General features: G+C 63.2%; 22 protein-coding genes. 8 read left to right on the top strand and 14 right to left on the bottom strand.

From position 1 onward, the window contains the following. Window positions 1–10 precede the first annotated feature (10 nt). Window positions 11–3,412 (bottom strand): formate dehydrogenase subunit alpha, encoded by a 3,402-nt coding sequence (locus RBH20_RS08740; RefSeq protein WP_306707687.1) that lies wholly within the window; start codon window positions 3,410–3,412, stop codon window positions 11–13. A gap of 233 nt (window positions 3,413–3,645) precedes the next feature. On the opposite strand from RBH20_RS08740, the gene RBH20_RS08735 reads away from it, so the two are divergent. After that, window positions 3,646–5,781 (top strand): 4Fe-4S dicluster domain-containing protein, encoded by a 2,136-nt coding sequence (locus RBH20_RS08735; RefSeq protein ID WP_306707685.1) that lies wholly within the window; start codon window positions 3,646–3,648, stop codon window positions 5,779–5,781. Further along, window positions 5,778–6,404, top strand: coding sequence for a molecular chaperone (locus RBH20_RS08730; protein ID WP_306707683.1), 627 nt, complete (start codon window positions 5,778–5,780; stop codon window positions 6,402–6,404). The genes RBH20_RS08735 and RBH20_RS08730 overlap by 4 nt, the downstream gene beginning before the upstream one ends. A gap of 8 nt (window positions 6,405–6,412) precedes the next feature. On the opposite strand, the gene RBH20_RS08725 is transcribed toward RBH20_RS08730, so the two are convergent. Genes RBH20_RS08725 through RBH20_RS08715 form a run of 3 tightly spaced genes read right to left on the bottom strand, consistent with a single transcriptional unit; the run spans window position 6,413 to window position 7,063 of the window. Next, complete coding sequence (locus tag RBH20_RS08725; protein WP_306707681.1) at window positions 6,413–6,646, bottom strand: hypothetical protein; 234 nt, start codon at window positions 6,644–6,646, stop codon at window positions 6,413–6,415. Then, window positions 6,639–6,914: a hypothetical protein gene (locus RBH20_RS08720; protein WP_306707679.1), complete on the bottom strand. Its 276-nt coding sequence runs from the start codon at window positions 6,912–6,914 to the stop codon at window positions 6,639–6,641. The genes RBH20_RS08725 and RBH20_RS08720 overlap by 8 nt, the downstream gene beginning before the upstream one ends. Next, the gene (locus RBH20_RS08715) at window positions 6,914–7,063 is read right to left on the bottom strand and encodes a hypothetical protein (protein ID WP_306707678.1); all 150 of its coding nucleotides are present in this window, start codon (window positions 7,061–7,063) and stop codon (window positions 6,914–6,916) included. The genes RBH20_RS08720 and RBH20_RS08715 overlap by 1 nt, the downstream gene beginning before the upstream one ends. A gap of 97 nt (window positions 7,064–7,160) precedes the next feature. Between RBH20_RS08715 and RBH20_RS08710 the strand changes: the two genes are divergently transcribed. After that, on the top strand, window positions 7,161–8,378 hold the full coding sequence (locus tag RBH20_RS08710; protein ID WP_306707676.1) for a hypothetical protein: 1,218 nt from the start codon (window positions 7,161–7,163) through the stop codon (window positions 8,376–8,378). 58 nt (window positions 8,379–8,436) lie between these two features. On the opposite strand, the gene RBH20_RS08705 is transcribed toward RBH20_RS08710, so the two are convergent. The 7 genes from RBH20_RS08705 to RBH20_RS08675 all read right to left on the bottom strand — a co-directional run bounded on the left by RBH20_RS08705 (window position 8,437) and on the right by RBH20_RS08675 (window position 12,216). Next, window positions 8,437–8,571: a hypothetical protein gene (locus RBH20_RS08705; protein ID WP_306707674.1), complete on the bottom strand. Its 135-nt coding sequence runs from the start codon at window positions 8,569–8,571 to the stop codon at window positions 8,437–8,439. 44 nt (window positions 8,572–8,615) lie between these two features. Next, window positions 8,616–8,960 (bottom strand): hypothetical protein, encoded by a 345-nt coding sequence (locus RBH20_RS08700; RefSeq protein WP_306707672.1) that lies wholly within the window; start codon window positions 8,958–8,960, stop codon window positions 8,616–8,618. Further along, window positions 8,957–9,100, bottom strand: a complete 144-nt coding sequence (locus RBH20_RS08695; protein ID WP_188853356.1) for a hypothetical protein — start codon at window positions 9,098–9,100, stop codon at window positions 8,957–8,959. The genes RBH20_RS08700 and RBH20_RS08695 overlap by 4 nt, the downstream gene beginning before the upstream one ends. Further along, window positions 9,097–9,363, bottom strand: coding sequence for a hypothetical protein (locus tag RBH20_RS08690; protein ID WP_306707670.1), 267 nt, complete (start codon window positions 9,361–9,363; stop codon window positions 9,097–9,099). The genes RBH20_RS08695 and RBH20_RS08690 overlap by 4 nt, the downstream gene beginning before the upstream one ends. 59 nt (window positions 9,364–9,422) lie before the next feature. Next, on the bottom strand, window positions 9,423–9,596 hold the full coding sequence (locus RBH20_RS08685) for a hypothetical protein (RefSeq protein WP_306707668.1): 174 nt from the start codon (window positions 9,594–9,596) through the stop codon (window positions 9,423–9,425). 62 nt (window positions 9,597–9,658) lie between these two features. Next, window positions 9,659–10,447: a hypothetical protein gene (locus RBH20_RS08680; protein ID WP_306707666.1), complete on the bottom strand. Its 789-nt coding sequence runs from the start codon at window positions 10,445–10,447 to the stop codon at window positions 9,659–9,661. Then, entirely contained in the window at window positions 10,444–12,216 is a 1,773-nt protein-coding gene (locus RBH20_RS08675; protein ID WP_306707664.1) for an aldehyde ferredoxin oxidoreductase family protein, read from the bottom strand. Before RBH20_RS08675 ends, RBH20_RS08680 begins: the two co-directional genes overlap by 4 nt. A 78-nt stretch (window positions 12,217–12,294) precedes the next feature. Here RBH20_RS08675 and RBH20_RS08670 point away from each other — a divergent pair, with 78 nt between their 5' ends. Continuing rightward, on the top strand, window positions 12,295–12,900 hold the full coding sequence (locus tag RBH20_RS08670) for a molybdenum cofactor guanylyltransferase (RefSeq protein ID WP_306707662.1): 606 nt from the start codon (window positions 12,295–12,297) through the stop codon (window positions 12,898–12,900). A gap of 27 nt (window positions 12,901–12,927) precedes the next feature. On the opposite strand, the gene yqeC is transcribed toward RBH20_RS08670, so the two are convergent. Next, window positions 12,928–13,647: a selenium cofactor biosynthesis protein YqeC gene (gene yqeC, locus RBH20_RS08665; protein WP_306707659.1), complete on the bottom strand. Its 720-nt coding sequence runs from the start codon at window positions 13,645–13,647 to the stop codon at window positions 12,928–12,930. 109 nt (window positions 13,648–13,756) lie between these two features. Between yqeC and moaA the strand changes: the two genes are divergently transcribed. Genes moaA through RBH20_RS08650 form a run of 3 tightly spaced genes read left to right on the top strand, consistent with a single transcriptional unit; the run spans window position 13,757 to window position 17,046 of the window. After that, window positions 13,757–14,839 (top strand): GTP 3',8-cyclase MoaA, encoded by a 1,083-nt coding sequence (gene moaA / locus RBH20_RS08660; RefSeq protein ID WP_306707657.1) that lies wholly within the window; start codon window positions 13,757–13,759, stop codon window positions 14,837–14,839. A 51-nt stretch (window positions 14,840–14,890) separates the two neighbouring features. Continuing rightward, a complete protein-coding gene (locus RBH20_RS08655; protein ID WP_306707655.1) occupies window positions 14,891–15,976 on the top strand; it encodes a putative sulfate/molybdate transporter in 1,086 nt (361 codons plus the stop codon). A gap of 56 nt (window positions 15,977–16,032) precedes the next feature. Further along, window positions 16,033–17,046: a bifunctional oligoribonuclease/PAP phosphatase NrnA gene (locus tag RBH20_RS08650; RefSeq protein WP_306707652.1), complete on the top strand. Its 1,014-nt coding sequence runs from the start codon at window positions 16,033–16,035 to the stop codon at window positions 17,044–17,046. Window positions 17,047–17,061: 15 nt separating this feature from the next. Here RBH20_RS08650 and RBH20_RS08645 read toward each other — a convergent pair whose 3' ends face one another. Then, the gene (locus RBH20_RS08645; protein ID WP_306707650.1) at window positions 17,062–18,984 is read right to left on the bottom strand and encodes a beta-CASP ribonuclease aCPSF1; all 1,923 of its coding nucleotides are present in this window, start codon (window positions 18,982–18,984) and stop codon (window positions 17,062–17,064) included. A 174-nt stretch (window positions 18,985–19,158) separates the two neighbouring features. On the opposite strand from RBH20_RS08645, the gene RBH20_RS08640 reads away from it, so the two are divergent. Next, window positions 19,159–19,338: a DUF5786 family protein gene (locus RBH20_RS08640; RefSeq protein WP_004516241.1), complete on the top strand. Its 180-nt coding sequence runs from the start codon at window positions 19,159–19,161 to the stop codon at window positions 19,336–19,338. A 24-nt stretch (window positions 19,339–19,362) separates the two neighbouring features. On the opposite strand, the gene RBH20_RS08635 is transcribed toward RBH20_RS08640, so the two are convergent. Next, the gene (locus RBH20_RS08635) at window positions 19,363–19,701 is read right to left on the bottom strand and encodes a glutaredoxin (protein WP_306707647.1); all 339 of its coding nucleotides are present in this window, start codon (window positions 19,699–19,701) and stop codon (window positions 19,363–19,365) included. Between the last annotated feature and the right edge of the window lie 56 nt (window positions 19,702–19,757).

Below are 19,757 nucleotides of genomic sequence, written 5' to 3'. Positions count from 1 at the left end.
CTAGCTCACCTCATTGCACCGTCGAGTTGTCACGGACGTCGAAGTCCTTCTGCGTCCCGACGTCGTTCTCGTCTTGCGGGAACGTGAGGTCGAGGTCGACATCCATGTTGAATTCGTTGATTACTTGCTCAGTCGCCGGGTAGACGCCGACCATCGACACCTTCGTCTCCTGCATCTGTGTCTCGACATCGTATCCACGTGACGTGATCGCGTTCGCGGAATCTCCGATCGCGTAGGGCACGTGCCCGTCGGGGTACTTGTCCTCTAAGCTCTGGCCTTTGAACACGCCACCCCAGTGGTACGGCAGGAACACTTCCTGTGGGTTCGGTCGGTTCGTCACCCGCGCCTTCACCAAGACGGACCCGCGGTCCGTCGAGGCGATGACGATCAGGTCGCCGCCGTCAATGCCCAGGTCCTCCGCCATGTCCGGATGGACCTCGGCGTACATGTGCGGCTGAAGGTCGGCGGTGTGGATGTTGTTCCGCGTCTCCGCACCGCCGCCCTGATGTTCGACCTGCCGCCCGCTGGTCATGATCGTGTCCAGATCTGGCCCATCGTCCTGATTGTGGATGATGTCCGTGGCCCGTTCCTGCTCTTCGAGGTTGTTCTGGTCAAGCCGGTAGAAGTTCCGCTGCTGGCCGTTCGCCGGCCACTCGTTCAGCAGTTCCGTGTCCGGCCCCTCGATGGGTTCGCGGTGCACCGGCACCTTGTCGAGGAAGCTCCAGACGACGGCCCGTGCCCGGCCGCGTCCGGTTGGCGCGTCGGGCTGTTTGAAGTCATACTGCTCGTAGAACTCGGGCTCAACGCCTTCCCCGATCATTGTTTCGAGGTACTCGTCGAACACCGGGCTTCCGGTGTCAGGGTTGTTCAACGCCTGCGCGGCGGTGTACACCGACTCCTGATTGTCGAGCGCGTACTGCTGTGGGATGGTGAGTTCGTCCGGCTGTACCTCCTGAGTCGGGTCGACGAGGCTCTGTGGTGGCGTCACCTTCCAGCCCGGGTACTCCGGAATGCCGTGGATCATGCCGTCCGCAGCCGTGTCGGCGTCGTCGGCCCATTGGGGGTTGTACGGCGCACGAGTCAGATCAAGCGCGTCCTCCTGACTCTCGTATCGGTCGCCGACTGCATTGAGCGTCTGCTGCATCGGGTAATCGTCGTCTGTCGGCATCGCGTCCCAGTCTTCCGGGGTCGGTGCCGAGACGCCCCAGCGAGTCCGGAAGTCCTGGCCCCCGTTGTTGGGGTCCAGGTCGTCGTTCCAGATGATCGGGGTGCCCGGATGGTCCTCGCCCCAACAGGGCCAGGGGAGCATCCAGTACTCGCCGGCGACAGGCGTTCCTTCGGCTCCCTTGAGGTCCTCGTTGGAGAACGCGTAGTCGTACTCTAGGTGTTGCTGGAGCCGTTCGGGCGTCTGTCGGTAGCCGATGGTGTTGGTTCCGAGGTTGAACTCGCGGATGACGCCCTCGTATGTGGATTTGCCGTTGTAGAGCTCCGAGCCCGCGCCCCAGTCGAAGTGCTCGCCAAAGCCCAGATAGCCAGCCAGTTCCTGCATGATCTGGAGGTCGGGCTTGGAGTTGTGCGCCGGCGAGCGGACCGGTTCGGACCACTGGACCGACCGGTTCGTGTTGGTCAGCGAGCGGTAATGCTCGTACTGGCTGGACGCCGGTAACAGCAGCACCGGCGGGCCGTCCTCGTAATCCGGCAGCACGCTCGCAACCGAAGGGAACACGTCAACGACGACCAGCAGATCGAGGTTCTCCATGCCCTCTTTCATCTGCTCCATCTCGCTGATGGAGTTCGCTGAGTGCCCCCAGAAGACCGCGATCTTCGTCTGGTCGGGCTGGTAGATCGGCGTTTCCTGATACCGGTCTTCCTTGTCGAGGGCAGACTCGAACCAGCGGGCCACAGTCAGCCCGTTCTGGAACATCATCGAGTTCTCTGCCGGGTTGTTCGGCCCGTGGTCGGCGTTCGGCGGCAGCGAGTCCGCGTCCTCACTCCCTTCATACGTCGGACTCTGTCGGACGTACTTGTCCGGCGGCATCAGCTCGAACCGGTTGTACATGTCCGCAAACGACGTGTCGCCGCTGGTCTCGGGGGTTCGGTCCCAGATTTCAGCCCACCACGACCAGCCCCCCGCCGACAGACCGTAATATCCCGGCAGGATATGGCTGGCGACCGCGAGGTCGGTCGCCCCTTGGACGTTCGCGTGTCCACGCATGACCTGCAGGCCGCCGCCGCTCCTGGCCGCACTTCCGGAGGCGAGACTCGCCATCGCGTACGAGCGGATGTTCTGGGTCCCGTTGTTGTGCTGGGTCCCGCCCATCGCCCACTCGATCTGGACGTGTGGTCGGGCCTCGTCAATCATGTCAGCGATGCGCTCGATGTCCTCGGCGGACACCCACGTGATTTCCTCGACGGTTCCCTTGTCGTACTGGTCGAGTTCCGCGTCGACGTCTTCCCAGCCCTGCACGCGGTCAGTGAGCATATTTTGGCCGCTTTCGTCCGCGTCGGGGTCCATCGCGAGCCCGTGCTTGTCACGGAGTTCTTTGATGATCCCCATCATCAGGGCCACATCGGTGCCCGGACGGAACCGCATGAACTCGTCGGCGTGAGCCGACGTCTTCGTGAATCGTGGGTCCAGATTGAGGATGGTCCCGCCGCGTTTCTGCCCTTCGAGGATGTGCTGCATCGCGATGGGGTGTGCCTCAGCCGGGTTCTGGCCGATGATGATGTTCAGGTCGAAGTTCCGGTAGTCCTGAACGGTGTTGGTCATCGCGCCATAGCCCCAGGTGTTTGCCAGCCCCGTGACTGTCGTGGAGTGACAGATCCGCGCCTGGTGGTCGATGTTGTTCGTGCCCATGAACGCCGCCAGCTTCCTGCTGGCGTAGGCCTCCTCGTTGGAGTGATGGGCGCTGCCGAGCAACATCACACTCTCGCGGCTGTGCTCCGCGTCGACGTCGACAGCCTCGTCCGGCGAAGTGTCGTCGTCGGGCCACAGCGCCCGGATGTCTGTCGCCAGCCGGTCGTACGCTTCGTTCCAGCCGAGCTTGCGCCACTCCCCGTCCTCCTGTATCATCGGGTGTTTGAGACGCTTCTCGGAGTGTTCGGTCTCGTAGATGCCGGCCCCTTTCGAGCAGAGTGATCCGGCGTTTATCGGGTGTTCATGCCATGGTTCCATGCCGACGAAGGAATTCCCTTCCCGCTCACCACGGAAGCCACAGCCCACCGAGCAGTAGTTGCAGATCGTCTTTGTCAGTTCCGTGTCCGTGTCTGTCCCGTCCGTTTCCTCGCCGTCCTCCTGAAGTGCCCGACCAGCGCCGCTGACGCCGAGGGCGACCCCGCCCGCGAGGGCGCTCGCCTTCATGAACGAGCGCCGGTCGAGATCCAGTGAGACCGGTTCCTGTTGTGTGCTCATCGTGAATGGTGCCCACCCATTACCGGTGCTGTCCGTGTTTGCCACGTAATCTGGTTTGTCATTGTCTGTCTAGACGTGGCACAAATTCGATGTCATCCATGATAAAATGTGACATAGTTAGGTATCATAATCCCTGTAATTTTCCGGCCGTCCAAATATTTGGGGTTGAATTCATGAACAGATGTGTGAACACTCCGCAAGGTCTATTACTGCGACAGGATTTTGCATGATTAATGAATACAGGCGCCTTCGTGTGTTCCTGTGGGGGATCGTGTGACATCGACCTCGAAGCGGTACGGGACGGTGTCGATGATGTCGATGTCGTGGCCAGTTCCGAACTACTCTGCCAGGACGGCTTAGCCGGGATGTCACAGGTCATCGAGGAGTACAATCTCGATCAGGTCATCGCGACGACGCCGGAACCGTCGTGTCAGGACCGCATCCGCGGGCTTGCCGACGAGCACGACCTCCATCCCGAGGCGTCGGTGTTTGTCGACCATCGGGAAACCAGCGCCTGGGTCCATGACGAGGCATCGGCCACTGACAAGACGGCCCGCCTAATCAACGCAAAACAGGCCGGCCTCCGCGAGGAAGCACCGTCACGAACGGTGTCGAAAGACGCCGGGAACCGCGTCGCTGTCGTGGGCGACCCCGGCGCGGCGCGGTCGCTGACTGACGACGCCGACGTGACGTTCATCGCGGACGGGCGGGACTTCGCCGACGTGGAAGGGCTCGGCGACGTGACGATGGAGCGCGGGCGCGTCGTTGACATCGATGGCTCCTACGGCGAGTACGAACTCACACTGGAAGCCCGCGTCACCGATGACTGCATCGACTGCATGGACTGTGTGCGCGAGGGGCCAGACGGGATGGTGACGGAGTTCCCTGTCGACATCCATCCGGACGCGCCCGACGGCGAGTGGACGAACATCTGTCCGACCGACGCTATCGACCTGAACGGCGTTACCCGCACCGTTGAAGTCGACCAGGTCATCTACCCCGGCGGCCGCGACGACGCCCGCGGCGGTCGATTGGGCTTTTACACCGGGCCGGTCGACGCCGGCACCATCGCCGCAGTCGAATCACAGCTGGGCGGCATCGAGAAACCGCAGTTCCTCGACCTCGATATGGATGTCTGCGCGGCAGGTGCGTCCAGCCAAGAAGGGTGTACGGCCTGCGTCGACGCCTGCCCACACGGCGCGGTCGACCGGCCGACTATCGATTCAGTCGAGTTCGACGAGACCGCCTGCGAGAACTGCGGAGCTTGTACGAGTGCCTGCCCAACGGGTGCAACACAGCTCCGTGAGCCCTCGAACCGACGGCTCGCGCGCGAAGTCGAGGCACTACTGCAAGACGATTCCGACGAGAGCTTGCTCTCGCGGGGCGACAGCGCAGGTATCGACACTCAGGTCATCGCGTTCGTCTGTTCGGAGTACGCGATGGAACGCCTTCGAGCGCACGGTCGCAAGGCGGTGCGCTCGGGCGACCTCGACTACCCGCCCATCCTCCCCGTTTCCGTCAATTGCACGGACACGGTTGGCGAAGCACACGTCATGCACGCGCTCGCGGCCGGCGCGGACGGCGTCGCCATCGTCGGCTGTGGCGGCTCGTGTCTGCACTCCGGCCCGGACCCCAAGCAAGAGCTGGTCGACCGGCTCAATCAGGCGACGACCGACCTTGGGCTCGGTGACCGGGTCGGCTTCTTTGCGCCCGAGGCCGGCAACCCCGAGGCCTTCGTCGAGTCGCTGTCCGGGTTTGTCGAGTTCGGGCTTGACGAGACGCCGATGCCGGCCGGCGGCTACGAGGCGACCGGCCGAAGCGACACGGACCGTGAGGACCCTCGCCCCAACCCCGATTTCGACAGCCATGGCTGGGCCCTAGAGAGCGTTCGGACCATCCTCGAACACGTCGAACCCGAACGCGAGGTGATTCGCGGGCTGAAAGACTTCGGGGTCATGGACGTCAACGACGCGTGTACGCTGACACCAACCTGTACGAACCTCTGTCCGACCGATGCCATCCAGCGGACCGGCGAGGGCGAGCTGGCGTTCAACCACGCAGATTGCGTCAACTGCGGTCTCTGTGAGGAGGGCTGTCCAGAGACGGCGATTACGATGCACGACGGGCTGGACCTCTCCCTGCTCCCCGAGAACAGGGGCGGCGAGGCCTGGATAACCGTCCACGAGGGCGATATGCTGGAATGTGTCCGCTGTGGGAAACCGTTCACCAGTGTCGCCTCCGCCGACAAAATCGAGGAGGAGGTCGGCGACCAGGTCGAGGGGCTGGCTCCCGACGCCGACCACTCCGTCTTCGAGTACTGTAGCGACTGCCGGAGTCGTCTGCTGTTCGATCATGGGGAGAAGCGATGAACGACGCAGCCGTCTACGAGGCCCGCCTCGAACTGGTGGATTTCGTCATCGACGTGTTCTGGGACGTGCCCGAGGAAGCGTTCGTCGAGCGGCTAGTGAGCGGCGAGGTGCAACTGCCGGAAGATTCGATCAACGACCAGCTCGACGAGGGCTTCGAGATGCTTGCGACGTGGATCGACGAGAACGCCGACCGGTCGGTTTCGGCGGTGCAGGACGACCTCGAACGGGAGTACACGGACCTGCTCGTCGGCCCGCGGCCGCCGGTGTTGCCCCACGAGACGAACTACCGCGAGGACACGGAGTTCATCGGCGAAGGACTCGCCGAGGTTGATGCCAGCTACGCTGCGGCGGGGTGGGCACCGCCCGAGGACTACCCCGAAGAGGACGACTTCGTCGCCGTCGAGCTGGCATTCCTGCGGTATCTCATTGAACGCCAGCGCGAGGGCGACGAGGAGACGGTCGGCTACGAACGAGTGTTCATTGAGCAACACCTCAGCGAGTGGGTTGTCGAATTCGCTGACGAGATGCGCGACGAGGCCGATGACGGACTGTTCCTCGCAGCGGCGCTCATCTGTGAAGGGCTCGTCCGCTTCGAGGACGAAATCGTCGCCCAGATCGGGTAGCGGGGCGGCTACCGGATTCGGAGCACGAGCCCGACGCTTGCGATGAGCCCGACAATGATCAGAACCTTTACAGCAGGCAGCAGGAATGCCATCGCCTGTTCCATGAGAAAGAGCGACCGCCAGGAGTTGACCGACCGTGCGATGACCGCGACGGCGCCCGCGCCCGCGACCAGCACGCAGAGGAGCGTGGCCGAGGCCGCCGCGATGACACCGAATGGGTTCACATGCAGTCGCTCACGCATCGGGGACCACCCGTCGACCGACGACGAGGACCACGAACAGCGGAACGAGGACGACTAGCAGACGGCTGACGAACAGCCCGATGTAGCTGATAGTCGATTTGAGGTGAATCTGCCAGTGCCAGCTCCCCTTGAGTTCGGCGATGAGGCCGATTGTACCGACGACCAGCAGTGAGAGTGCCAGCAGCGTAGCGAGGGTGTAAACCAGAATTCGGAGATAACCGAGAAGTGACACGGCGGTCAGCCGGGAGTTCGATTGCTCGGTGGCCATCAGGTACCCTTTCCGGTCCAGTGCTGCTGATAGACATCGTACGTGATGACGGCGAGAACAACCAGCCCGACACCGAGGACCGCCGCGCCCATGTCGGGTGGAAACGGGAGGTCCAGCCCCGATTCCGCATGCATGAGTATATTTAACATGGGTCGTGGTACGGACTGACAAGTAAAAAACCGTTATGACCTGTTCTTCTGCGACAAAGTTTTTCTCTGCGTACCCCTACCCTTGTAATAACATACCATGCCTTCGCGCCGCGGGCTACTGCTCCGGCTCTCCACACTCACCGGAGCGGCCGGTCTCAGCGGCTGTTCATCCCTGCTAGCCAGGCAAGCGGAGTCGCCGACGGGTGACCTCGACCCGAACCCGCGGGCCAACGAACTCCCGATACGGCAACACGCCTGGAACGAGCGCCTTCGAAGCGATGCCGCTGGCAACGACCTGTTGCCACGTCATTTCCGACTGTTCATGCTCGACCTCGACGACGAACCATCTGACGCGGCCGCGGAGACCGTCGAACTGGCGATGCGAACACTGGAAGACGCCTATGAGTTCAACAGCGCAGGGCTCCTGCATATGCTCGGATGGGGGACGAGCTACTTCGACACCTACGGGTCGCTTGATTCGTCCCCGATACGCAGCCCGCGGGTTCTTTCCCGGACAGACGATCCCGATCTACAGGCTTTCGACGCAATGCTCGTTCTGGCGAGCGACGTTCCGTCGAATCTCGCCGCCGCTGAGTCGGCGATGTTCGACACGCGGCCGACGCTTGCGGACGCGGAAATTCAGGGCCGACTTGGCGACGTGTTCTCCGTGGCAGACCGCCGCGGCGGTTTCATCGGCGGGGGACTCCCGGCCGCCCACGCCGGCGCGGAAGGCGTCCCCGCCGATATTCCCGCGGAATCGTATATGTTCTCGGGCTTTTTCGCCGGTCGGTCCGGCACGCAGGCCAGCGAGGACCGCGTCACCATCGGCGACGGCCCCTACGCCGGTGGGACTACAATACACCTCTCACGGATCAATGAGGCCTTCGACAACTGGTGGGAACTCGCCCAGTCTGACCGCGTCAAGCGGCTGTTCTCGGCGGAGTTCTCCCCCGAGGACATCGACAGAGGCGACCTCACCTTCGCCGACATGGTTCGCGAGCACGCGAGCAATGAGGGAGCGGTCGGCCACTTCGAGAAGGTCGCCCGCGCCCGTAAGGACGGGGAGCCGATTCTCCTCCGGCGCGACTTCAACACGATTGACGGCGGCCAGGCCGGGATTCACTTCCTTTCATTACAGGAACGCCCGCGTGACTTCGAGGAAGTCCGGGACGCGATGAACGGCTGGTGGCTCCGGGAAGAACACGAAGAACTCCGGGACCGGCAGAACAACGGCCTGCTGGAATTTATCGAAGTTGCGTCACGCTCGAACTTCTACGTTCCGCCGCGTGATAAACGGGCCTTCCCGGCCCCGTAGCTGTTGCTCACGTGAGAGTGGGCCACGAAAATAGTACAAGACCTGACGCCGATAGCGTTCACTCCTCGTCGTCGTCCGTTGTCGTGTCGTTCTGGTTCACGTCACCTGGCCAGACGCCGTGGTCCCAGACCTCGAAGTCGTTGAACGTCTCTGTCGCACCCTTAGGTTTCCACTCGCTTTCTTCGTGTGTCATTGTATATCATCTGTTGCAGTGGCCGGGCTTAAGTTTTGATGCCGTCACTCAGACGGCGTTCCCGGTGGTTTCTGTTCGTCCGTCACTTCGTCAAGGAACGCGTTGGCGTAGAGGTCGACGTGCATTTTCAGGACCGCGCTCTCGTCGACTCCGCTCTCTTCGGCCTGTTGACGGAGTAACGTAGCCAGTTCCTCGGTTGGTTCGTACCGTATCTCGCGACCGTCGACGTTGAATTCCACGTCGTGGGACTGTGAGACGAGGTGCTCGATCTCCAGCAACGCCTGCTCGACTTTGGTCTCCATCGCCTCGTCAATATCCTCTAATCGCCGGTCGGCCCACTCTTGGGCGGCCTCATACAGCCGGTCACTCACCTCGAAGGTAAGCGTCAAAACGACACCCCCTCGCCCTCGAACTCTGGCGTCCACAGCGTCGTTTCCTCACACACCGGACACTCCTGTCGGCGCGGCTTCCCCTCGAACGCCGAGAGGTCTATCATCTGGCCGCATTCCTCGCAACTGTAGTAGGTCATTCTTCGGATGGCGGCCACGACTGTGGGGCCGGGTCCGACTCGGTCATCTCGGAGTACAGGACCACGAGCGCTCCGAGCACGGTGGTCAACACCAACACCCCAGCGATGCCGCCCAGCGCGTTCTGGCCGACAAACGTCGCTGTGCCGGTCGCGAAGTCGATGGTCGACGCGACTTCGAACAGTGTCAGTAACAGCCAGACGAAGGCACCCAGTACCACGAATGTGAGTATCTTCGACTGTTGGATCGCGGTTCGGAGTGTCATTGTTGTTCGTGTATGACAATGACCAGCAAGCACTATAAACATACGGCGTTGGTCATCGGTCATCGTGAAGGCCCGCGACCGTGGGCACAGAGGTATGCAACTCCGATGAGGGCGTATGCTCCGCCGAGACCAGCAAAGATCGTATCGCCCTGTCTGGTCCCGATGAACGCCTGAGCGAGACCGACGAGAACCATCGCACCGCCGATCAGTCGCGCTCGGGCGGATTCGTTCATGACAGCTGTTGCTCTGACAGGGCACATAATTATTGAGGATAAGGGCACTTAACGGCCTGTACTCACTCCGTCGCGAGGTCCCACTCCGCCTTCTCGGCGGCGTCGGTGAGCGGAATGAACTCCCACCCTGTCCGGTTGGCGATCGGTTCGTCGTCCGGGCGGCCGACGAGGACCATCCGCTCGGCATAGAACATCGAGTGTTCGTCGATATCGGCGAGCCGTTCGGCCGGTTCTTGGCCAGCGCCGCTGAAGAAATCGGCGTCGATGCCGTGGTCGCGCTGGAACTTGTTGATAACGAATGCATCCACGTCGCCGATGATACCGACCCAGTCAGCCCATCCCCTCGCCTCACGGAACACCAGTTGCGGATCGGCGAACTGCCGGGCCGCGTCGTAGGTCACGGCCATCGTCATGTCGTCGATGCCGCCGCCGTGCGGGCCGCTCGCCTCAACGGACTCCTCGCCAGCGGCGGGGTCCTCGGCGACGTTTGAGGCCGGGTCAGTGTCGGTCGCGGCTGCGCCACCCGCACCGCCGCTGTCCGTCGGAATGCCGACCGGCTTGTCCTTGTTTTCCCTTGGGACGTGGGGAACCGCCTGGCCACCGGGGTCCGCGCTGGCGGCATCGCCGTCGTTCCCGCCGTCACCAGTATCCGCGTCGGTACTCGTACGTGTGGCCGCATCTGAACCCCCAGCCTCGGCGTCGCTGTCAGGCCGCACCGATTCGGTCCCAGTCGCTCCGGGGTCCGGTTCATCCTTGGGGTCGCCCTCCCCACTCCAGAACCAGTCCCCCCTGTTCGGCGTCTCTTCGTCGTCCTGTACGTCGAGTTCATCAAGGTTGATTTCGTCTGTCATTCTCCGGATGTCGTGTCCGCTGGTAGTGTCGCTCGGTCGACGGCGTCCGAGAGGCCGAGTCGCTCGATGGTCTCGGGTGTGGGGCAGCCGTCGGCGTCCCAGCCCCGTTGACTGTAGTACTCGTCGAGCATCGCATCGAAGGATTCGGTGTCGATTGCCGCGCCCGCGTTCGGGCCCGAATCGAGCGGTTCCTGCAGTTTCGCCGGCAGTTCGTCGTCGGCTCGGGAAACGCCCTCGCGGACGTTGAACAGTCGCGTGAGCGTCCAGACCCGCTCGCCAACCGTCGCGAGGTCGCCATCCGTGTCCAGTCCGACGGCGTCGAGCCATTCCGCGCCGAGGTCGTCGAAGGCGTCGCCGACGAAGTCATCGACGACGAGACACCATAGCACCGAGCGCTGGTCCTGTTCGCGGATGACGGCCGTGGCCGCCCGCTCGGGGCTCCAATCACCGTCGAACCCTTCCTGCTCGATGGGGAGCGCCCGCCGGTGACAGGCTCCACGGTCACTGGTCGCGTACGCCAACGCCATACTCCGTGCACCGCGAGGGTCGTACGCGGGCAGTTCCATGGCCTTGACCGTCGGCAGGAGGTCGTCCCCGCCCAGGCAGGCCGAAGCTGCGTCGACGCCGTCGGCCAGGGCGTTGCCGAGTGTCGTTTCCCGTGCGACGATCTCTTCGAGGAGCGCCCGCGCGTCGTCGGGACTCCCGTAATCGAGCGATTCCGCAAGCAGGCCGGCGTCGCCGGCTTTGATCGCCCACGCGACGGCGCTCCCGGCGCTGATGAGGTCGAGCCCCAGCCGGTTGCACGTCTCGCCCAGCGCTGCCACGGCGTCGAAGTCGTCGATGCCAAGCCCGGCCCCGAGGCTCATCGCCGTCGCCCCGCGGGGCACGGTTTCGCCATCTTCGGTCTGGACGCGGAAGCCGCCGGGACTGTCCGCATCGTCGTACTCCCGGCCTGCGGCAAGTTCCTGTACGGCCTCGATACCGACGCTGTCGGCCCCCTCGAACTGGCCGTCTTCCCAGCCGCGGGTCGAGAGCGCACCGATCGCATTGGCGAAATCGACCGTTTCGACGGTCCCGCTGGCGTGCAGCCACTGGCCGGTGTCGCCCTCGCGGTACCGCTGTGCGTACTGCTCTCGTAGCTCTGCGAGGTCCGTCGGCGGCTCACCCCGGACGACGACGGCCTTCAGCCGTTTTGCGCCCATCACTGTTCCGGCACCGCCCCGCCCCGCGTGGTGTTCGCCGCCGTCAGAAGCGATAGTCGCGAACGCGACGCCCTGCTCGCCCGCCGGGCCGATACACGCCACTGCAGCCTCGGGGAACGCCGCGTCGGTTTCGGCCGTATCCTGCCCCCACGTCTCGGCAGGTTCGACCGTCGCGTCGTCGTCCGAAACAACGAGTTTGACCGGCTCCGAGGCACGCCCGGTGACAAGAATCCCAGTGTGGTCCTGCAGCGCGCCGGCCAGCGTATCCGGGAACGTCCCGCCCGCGTATGAGTCGAGGAAGCCACCTGTCAGGGGCGATTTCGTGACCGCTGCGTAGCGCGTCTCGCCGGGGAGCAGCCCGGAGACCGGCCCGAGCATGAACAACAGGACGTTCTCGGGGCCTAGCGGGTCGGTACCGGCGTCGAGTTCATCGTACAGGTACCGAGCGCCGAGCCCCTTGCCGCCGATAAACTGGCGACGCCAGGCCGCCGGAACCGGACAGCTCTCGACCGACGCCGACGACAGGTCGACGTGGAGCATTCGGTCCCGGTTGGCTACTGTCATCATACCTCACTCTTCGGTCTGTCGACTAAAGGATTACCCACAGCACCAAGCACCTTTCTGCCAGACCCGAGAAGTCGGGGTATGCGCGCAGGTGTCATCGTCGCTGGCGGCCGGTCGACGCGGTTCGGCGACAGCGACAAGGCCGTCGCCGACCTCGCTGGGACGCCGATGGTCCGACGCGTCGCCGACCGCCTCGGCGAAGCTGTCGACGAACTCGTTGTGAACTGCCGCGAGGACCAAGTCGAGGCCATCGACACGGCACTGTCGGACTACACGCTCGACCCGATGTTCGCGCTCGATGAGGACCCCGACCAGGGACCGATGGCTGGTATCGCGACCGGATTGGGAGCCGTCGACAGCGAGTATGCCGCCGTGGTGGCCTGCGATATGCCCTTTGTCGACCCGACGTTCGTCGACTACCTGTTCGAGCAGGCGGCGTCCCACGAGGCCGCAGTTCCGCGTCCGGACGAATGGTTTCAGACGACACAGGCGGTGTACCACGCCGACGCGATGTACGACGCCTGTCAGCGAGCACTGGAGCGCGGTGAGCACAAAATCGTCGAACCGTTGTTCGACCTCGATTACGTCGTCATCGAACGCGAAGATGTGCTCGAACGTACCTCACTGGAGACGTTCAACAACCTCAACACCCGCGAGGAGTTCGATGCCGCGGCCGAACGGTTTTGAGCGAGCGGGGCCGGTGTCGGCTCGGTCTCAGACGACTGCTACCAGCGGGTCGTCGCTCCGCATCTCAGCGAGGACGACACGAGGCACGTCGGTTCGGTTGTGAATGGCCTCGGCAATGGCCCGCGCGCTCGTTTCGAGTCCCGCGTCATCGACCATGTTGAGCAGCGGAACCGCGGTCGCGTTGGCTGGCACGTCTTTCAGCCCACCCTGCTCGTGGGCGAGGACCGCGGCGACGTCTTGCGGTCGAATCTCGTCACCACGAGCGAGCCCGGTAATCGCGGCCACCTCGTCGACCCGGTGGACGATGTCGTCGGTCAAGGGTTCGCCGACGACGTGCGCGCTGGCGATCGGTACGACTGTCGATGCCGTCGAAGGTAGCTGTGGCTCGCGGTCGCTTGGCGCTTTGAATTCCCGCATCCGCGCACCGTCGGCTTTCACCAGAATCGGGTGCTCGGTGTCAACCAAGTCGGCGACGGTCGTCGGGTCGTAGCCGCGGTAGCGGTCCGGGCGCTCCTGGGCCGGCACGACGCCCAGCGGCCACGCAGACGCCGCGTCGATGGCTGTCCGTGGGGCTTCCGTCACGACGACCTCCTCGACCCAGCCGTCGAAAATGGGAATCCGGACCGTCGCGGTGACGACGGCGTGTTCTAGTCGCGCTGCGAGCGTTGCCATCGTCGTTTTCTTGCCCCCAGCGCCAACAAAGCAGATGGTCCCGTGTCGCGCGTTCAACGCATCGACGATGTCCATACGCAGTGCACGGCGGTCGTCTGATTAACCGTTACCCCAGTGTGCCCGATGACAGAACCGGATCAGTCACGTCATTTAAGAGGCTGTGCTGTGAACAGTTAGCAAGGATATGCTCGAAGACGACTTCGGTCGCGAGGTCTCCGGTGTCCGCGTCTCCCTCACCGACCGGTGTAACTTCGACTGCGTCTACTGCCACAACGAGGGGCTGGGTGACACGCGGGGCCCGATGGAGGCACAGGACGACGAACTCACGGCCGATACCATCGTGGCCTTCCTCGAAGTCGCTGCCGAGTTCGGCGTCGACTCGGTGAAGTTCACCGGTGGTGAGCCGATGCTCCGGGAGGACCTAGAGGAAATCGTCCGGCGCGCCCCCGACGAGATGGAGGTGTCGATGACGACCAACGGCACCTTCCTCCCCGGCCGCGCCCCGGACCTCGTCGACGCAGGTCTCGAGCGGGTCAACGTCTCGCAGGACGCCCTCGACAGTGAGGCCTTCGCCGAACTGACCCAGAGCGGGGCCTACGACCGCGTCCTCGAGGGCGTCGAAGCAGCGCTGGATGCCGGCCTCGAACCGGTGAAGCTCAACATGGTCGTCTTCGAGCCGACCGCGGGGTACGTCCCGAAGATGGTCGATCACGTCGCCGAGAACCCCGGGCTCCAGCTCCAACTCATCGAGTACATGCCGGAACTTGCCGGCCACCCGGAGTGGGCCATCGACATCGACCGCGTCCACGACTGGCTCGAGGACCGCGCCGACAAGGTCGAACACCGCGAGATGCACGACCGCAGGCGCTACTGGATACACAGCAGCGACGCGGCGGTCGAAGGCAGTGGCACCACCACATCGCTGGCCGCGTCTGACGGTGGGATACGGACGGAACCGGTCAACAACCGCAACAGCGGGATGGTCGAGATCGTTGACCCCGTCGGCAACGAGAACTTCTGCGCGAACTGCCATCGCGTGCGGCTCACCCACGACGGCTATCTCAAGGGCTGTCTAAACCGAAACGACGACCTACGTGATATCGGCACGACCAAGGAGTCGATGCGCGCCGCGTTCCGCGAGACGGTCGACACCCGCGTCCCCTACTACGGCGAGTACATGGTCGAAACCGAGGACGGCGAGTGGGAGATAAACGAGGAGTACATCGACACCGACGGGGACCGTGCGCCCTACGAGTACTCGGAGTAGCGGCCGCCGCGGGCAAACGCTCTTACTATTCCGTCGTGAAGACCGCGCAGGATGAGTTTCACGTTCCGCGAGCAAACGACAATAACGCTCTCGTGGAATGAACTGACCGGCGCAATCGGGGACTCGGCGACGGTACTCCCAGTTGTTGTCGCCGTCGCCGTGCTGACGGAGCTCTCGCTCCCGGTCATGCTCGTCTGGTTCGGCGTTTTTCAGGTCATATGGGGGCTGTACTACGGGGTTCCGATATCGGTCGAGCCGATGAAGGCCTTCGCCGCGCTGGTCATCGCCGGGACCATCTCCACTGGCGAACTTGTTGTCGCAGGGCTTTTGATTGCTGTCGTTCTGCTCGCGCTCGGAACGACGCGGTCGCTCAAAACGGTCAATGAATACGTTGACGATACGGTCGTTCGGGGGGTGCAACTCGGGGTCGCGCTGGTCCTGCTGGAAACCGGCATCGGTCTCGGACTCAACGACCCGATACTCGTGGCTGTCGCCGTTGGCATTGTTTCCGTTCTCGCGCTCCTGGGCCACAGCGGGCAGAGCGCCTTCGTCGTCTTTGTCCTCGGAGCCGCCATCGCCCTCGCGGAGACCGGGATTCCGACGCCGGCCGTTCCAGCGGTTGACGCCATGTTCATGCTCCCAAGCATGACACTGTCGGCACAGACGGGCGAGGCCGTCCTCGCACAAATAGCGGTCACGGTCGGCAACGCCGCCCTCGCCACGTCGGTTCTGCTCGCCGATTATTTCGATCGGGACGTCTCCGCGGACCAGCTTTCGAACAGTATGGGGTTTATGAATCTGGTCGCGGTCCCTTTCGGTGCGTTCCCGATGTGTCACGGGAGCGGCGGCGTTGCCGGGAAGTACGCCTTCGGGGCCAGAACGCCCGGCGCGAATCTGATACTCGGTGCGGGCTACGTGCTGACTGCGTTCCTCGCCGTTGGCGTCATATCGGCCTATCCAACGGCGCTACTTGGAGTCATTCTGGTACTGATCGCGCTCCAGTTGGGCTGGACCGGGGTTTCCAGAACGGATGACTTGGCAGTCGTTACGGCAATCGGTGTCGTCGGCGTGCTCATCAACCTCGGTCTCGCGCTCGTTCTCGGCGTGCTCGTCCAGCAATTGCGTGCCCGACTATGACTCAGTGGCTGGGCCCCCACACGCTTGTAGCAGGAGCCCGAAGTGTCGACCGATAAATGCGTCCCGCAACGGAACTAGAGAACCTGCTCGGAGAGGCAGAGTCACTCACGATTGTCTGTCACAACAACCCCGACCCCGACTGTCTGGCCAGCGCGCTCGCGCTCGGTCGCATCGCGGCCGCCGTCGGCATCGACGAACGACGCATCCTCTACAGCGGCGAGATATCACACCAGCAGAACCGTTCGTTCGTCAATCTGCTGGAGATGGACATTCAGGAGTTCGATACAGCCGACGTGATGGACCGGGACCCTTCGGAACTACTCGCCTTCGTCGACCACTCGATTCCAGGAGCGAACAACCGAGTTCCCGACGATGCTTCGGTCGATATCGTTGTCGACCATCACCCCGCCGAGGACATCGCGGCCAGGTTCGTTGACCACCGTGTTGAGATCGGCGCGACGGCGACGATACTGACGGAGTATCTCCGGGACCTCGACATCGAACTTGATGACCGCCTGGCGACGGCGTTACTGTTTGCCATCCGGCGGGAGACGCTCGGATTCCTGCGCGGCGTGACGCCGGACGAGTACGGGGCGGCCGGCTTTCTGACGGACACTGCCGATTCTGACCTGTTGCGACAGCTCTCCTCGCCGTCTGTCAGCGGCGCGACTGTCGACGCTATCGCGGACGCAATCGGAAACCGGACGGTCCGCGGGTCGGTGCTGATCTCACACGTCGGTCGGACGCCCGAGCGGGACGCCCTGCCGCAGTCGGCTGACTATCTGGCGACGCTCGAAGGCGTCGAGACGGCCATTGTCTTCGGCATCGTCGAGGACACGATCCAGCTCAGCGCCCGCTCGACGGACTCCCGAGTCAACATTGGTGACGTTCTGAGTGAGTCCCTAGGTGACGTGGGGAGCGCAGGGGGACACCGCGAGATGGCCGGCGGCGAAGTACCGCTTGGCATCTTTGCCGATTACACGAGCGACGACACCGTGCTTGTCGATATCGTCGAGCAAGTGATTTCGGCGCGGCTGTTTGCCGGATTGAATCTCTCAGAAGAGAACTGAACCGCCGTCCGGCGTTCAGGACAGCCGGAACGTTTCGAGGTTCTTCGGGTTGTGGGTCCGCATGTTGAACTTCTGGTACAGCGCAGAGGAGAGCTGGTTCGTCGTGGACGCGTCGCCGTGGACACAGAGGATCTTCTCCGGTCGCGGGTGCATCGTCTCGACGAACGACTCAAGCCCCTGTCGGTCGGCGTGGCCGGAGAAGCCATCGACCGTCTCAACGTTGAGCCTGAGGCTCACCCGCTCGGCGCGTGGCCCGCTCGTGTCGCCGAGGGTAATCTCGTCCTGGCCACGCTGGATCTGGCGGCCAAGAGTTCCTTCTGCCTGGTAGCCGACGAAGGCCATCGTGTTGTCCGGCTCGCTACCCAGCAGCCGGAGCCAGGACATCACGGGGCCGCCGGTGACCATCCCGGAGGTGGTCAGGACGATTGCCGGTTCGTCGTCGGCGATGTCCTGTCGCATCTCGTCGCCGCCGTCGACCTGTTCGAACTGCTCGGCGAGGAATGGGTTCTCGTCCTCGTAGAGAATGCGCTGGCGGAGGTCGTCCCGGAGGTACTCTGGATACGCGGTGTGGATGGCTGTCGCCTCCCGAATCATCCCATCGAGGTACACCGGCATCGTCGGGATGTCGCCCTTTCGCATCGCCTCTTCGAGGACGAGCATGAGTTCCTGGGACCGCCCCACGGCGAACGCCGGAATCAGCACCTTGCCGTCGTTCTCGTAGGTCTCGTTGATGACGTCCCTGAGAACCCGCTCGGAGTCAGACTGGTCAGTCTGGTAGTCGTTTTTGCCGCCGTAGGTCGACTCCAGCACGAGCGTCTCGACCCGCGGGAAGTCGTTGACAGCGCCATCGAGCAGACGGGTGTCCTTGTAGTGGATATCTCCGGAGAAGGCGACGTTGTACCGCCCCTCACCGATATGGAAGTGACACACCGCCGAGCCCAGAATGTGGCCGGCGTTGTGCATCGTGAGCTTGATGTCCGGCGCGATGTCGGTGACATTGCCGAACTCCAGCGGAATCGTGTGTTTCAGCGCGTCTCGGACCTGCTGGCTCTCGTAGGGCGGGGTGCGGCCCTCCTTAGAGGCCACGTCGAGGTAGTCCAGTTGGAGCAGGCCCATCAGGTCTCGCGTCGGCGCGGTCGTGTAAATCGGCCCGTCGTAGCCGTACTTGAACAGGATAGGAATGAGCGCGGAGTGGTCGAGGTGTGCGTGTGTTAGGACAACGGCATCGAGGGAATTCGGCCCCGCGGCGAGCGCCTCGGGCGCTTGGAGGTACGGGACCTCGCCCTCGGCGCCCGGCTTGTCGCCACAGTCGATGAGAATGCGGGACTCCGGCGTCGAGAGGATGAACGCGGCGCGCCCGACCTCGCGACAGCAGCCGAGCGTGGTAAGCCGAACCCAGTCTTCGTCGCTCGTGGTGGGACGGTTGATTTGGCGACCGACGCGCTGGAGGATGTCCCGCCGTTCTTCGCGTTCCTGCTTGAGGTAGTTCCGGACGTTCGAGACAGTCGAAGACTCCATCGGTGGCGTCCGGACGACTTCGGGCGTCCACCCGACAGAGGCGGAGATCTCGTCCAGCGTCGCCCCGTGACGGCCAATGACGCGACCGGGCTTTTCCGCCTCGATAAACACCTCACCGGTCTGCCGATCGAAATCCAGATTCTGGACACCGGCGTCCTCTGGAATCGTCTGCGTGATTCGAGACCGGGCTTCGTTTGGCGGGACGAGGGCTTCCTGCGTGGGGCGAACGTTGATTCGTTTACGCAGCGTCTGTGCGAGGTTTCTGACGATGCCGTCGCGGTTGGCGACCGTCTGCGCGTCCGGCGTGTAAATAACCAATTCCGGTCCCTCGAACGCGACGGATTCGATTTCGATGTCGTCCGGTGTCTCTTCTTCGACCTGTGCTTTGATTCTATCAAGTGTCTCGTCTGCGGAACTCATAAGTTTGGAGATGGAGGCCCGATAGCCGTCGGTAAAACCACGGCTCTCGACTGCCGTTATCTAGCGGGAGTGCAAGCATGGTAAAGAACCTTTGCTTGTCTCGCTATGTCACTGTAGAGTCGTGTCTCGGCGAGAACCGGCGAATTTTAGTGTGCGACTGCGAGTTGTATTTGTATGGGCTTTGGTAGCTACGATGAATCCGAACAGAAGGACAACGACGTAGACGCGGACGACAGCGAGGGTGTTGCGGTCCACGAGAACGACCACGACGGGTCGGTTTCCTTCGAGACAGAGGCGACCACGAGCGACCTCGTCGACAAACTCGGCGACATGAAAGACGAAGACGAGGAGTAACCACGCCGCCACTTCCGGCCGAGCTTACTGGCCGACTTTTTGTGCAAGTTCGCCGCGCTCGTCGAGCTGTTCGAGGATGTCACTGCCACCGATGAACTCCCCGTCGACGAACGTCTGTGGAATCGTCTCACGGTCACTGTGGCTCTCTAGCGCCTCTCGATAGGCATCGGTGGCCTTGAGCACGTCCACTGTCTCGATGTCGTCGCGGTGCTGTTGCAGCAGTGCGAGGGCCTTCTTCGAGTAGCCACACTGTGGCATCAGCTCGTTACCTTTCATGAACAGCACGACCTCGTTGTCCTCGATGACGCTGTCTACCTGGTCCGTGACCTCTTCTGGTGAGAGTTCTTCGGGCTCGAATGCCATACCATCACTAATGGGGTCGGGAATAAAGACGTACCGACGGGGTGAGCCACGCCGCC

It is taken from the genome of Haloarcula sp. H-GB4 (assembly GCF_030848575.1).
In the GTDB taxonomy this organism is placed as follows: Archaea; Halobacteriota; Halobacteria; order Halobacteriales; family Haloarculaceae; genus Haloarcula.
This window is presented reverse-complemented; position numbering and strand designations above follow the sequence as displayed.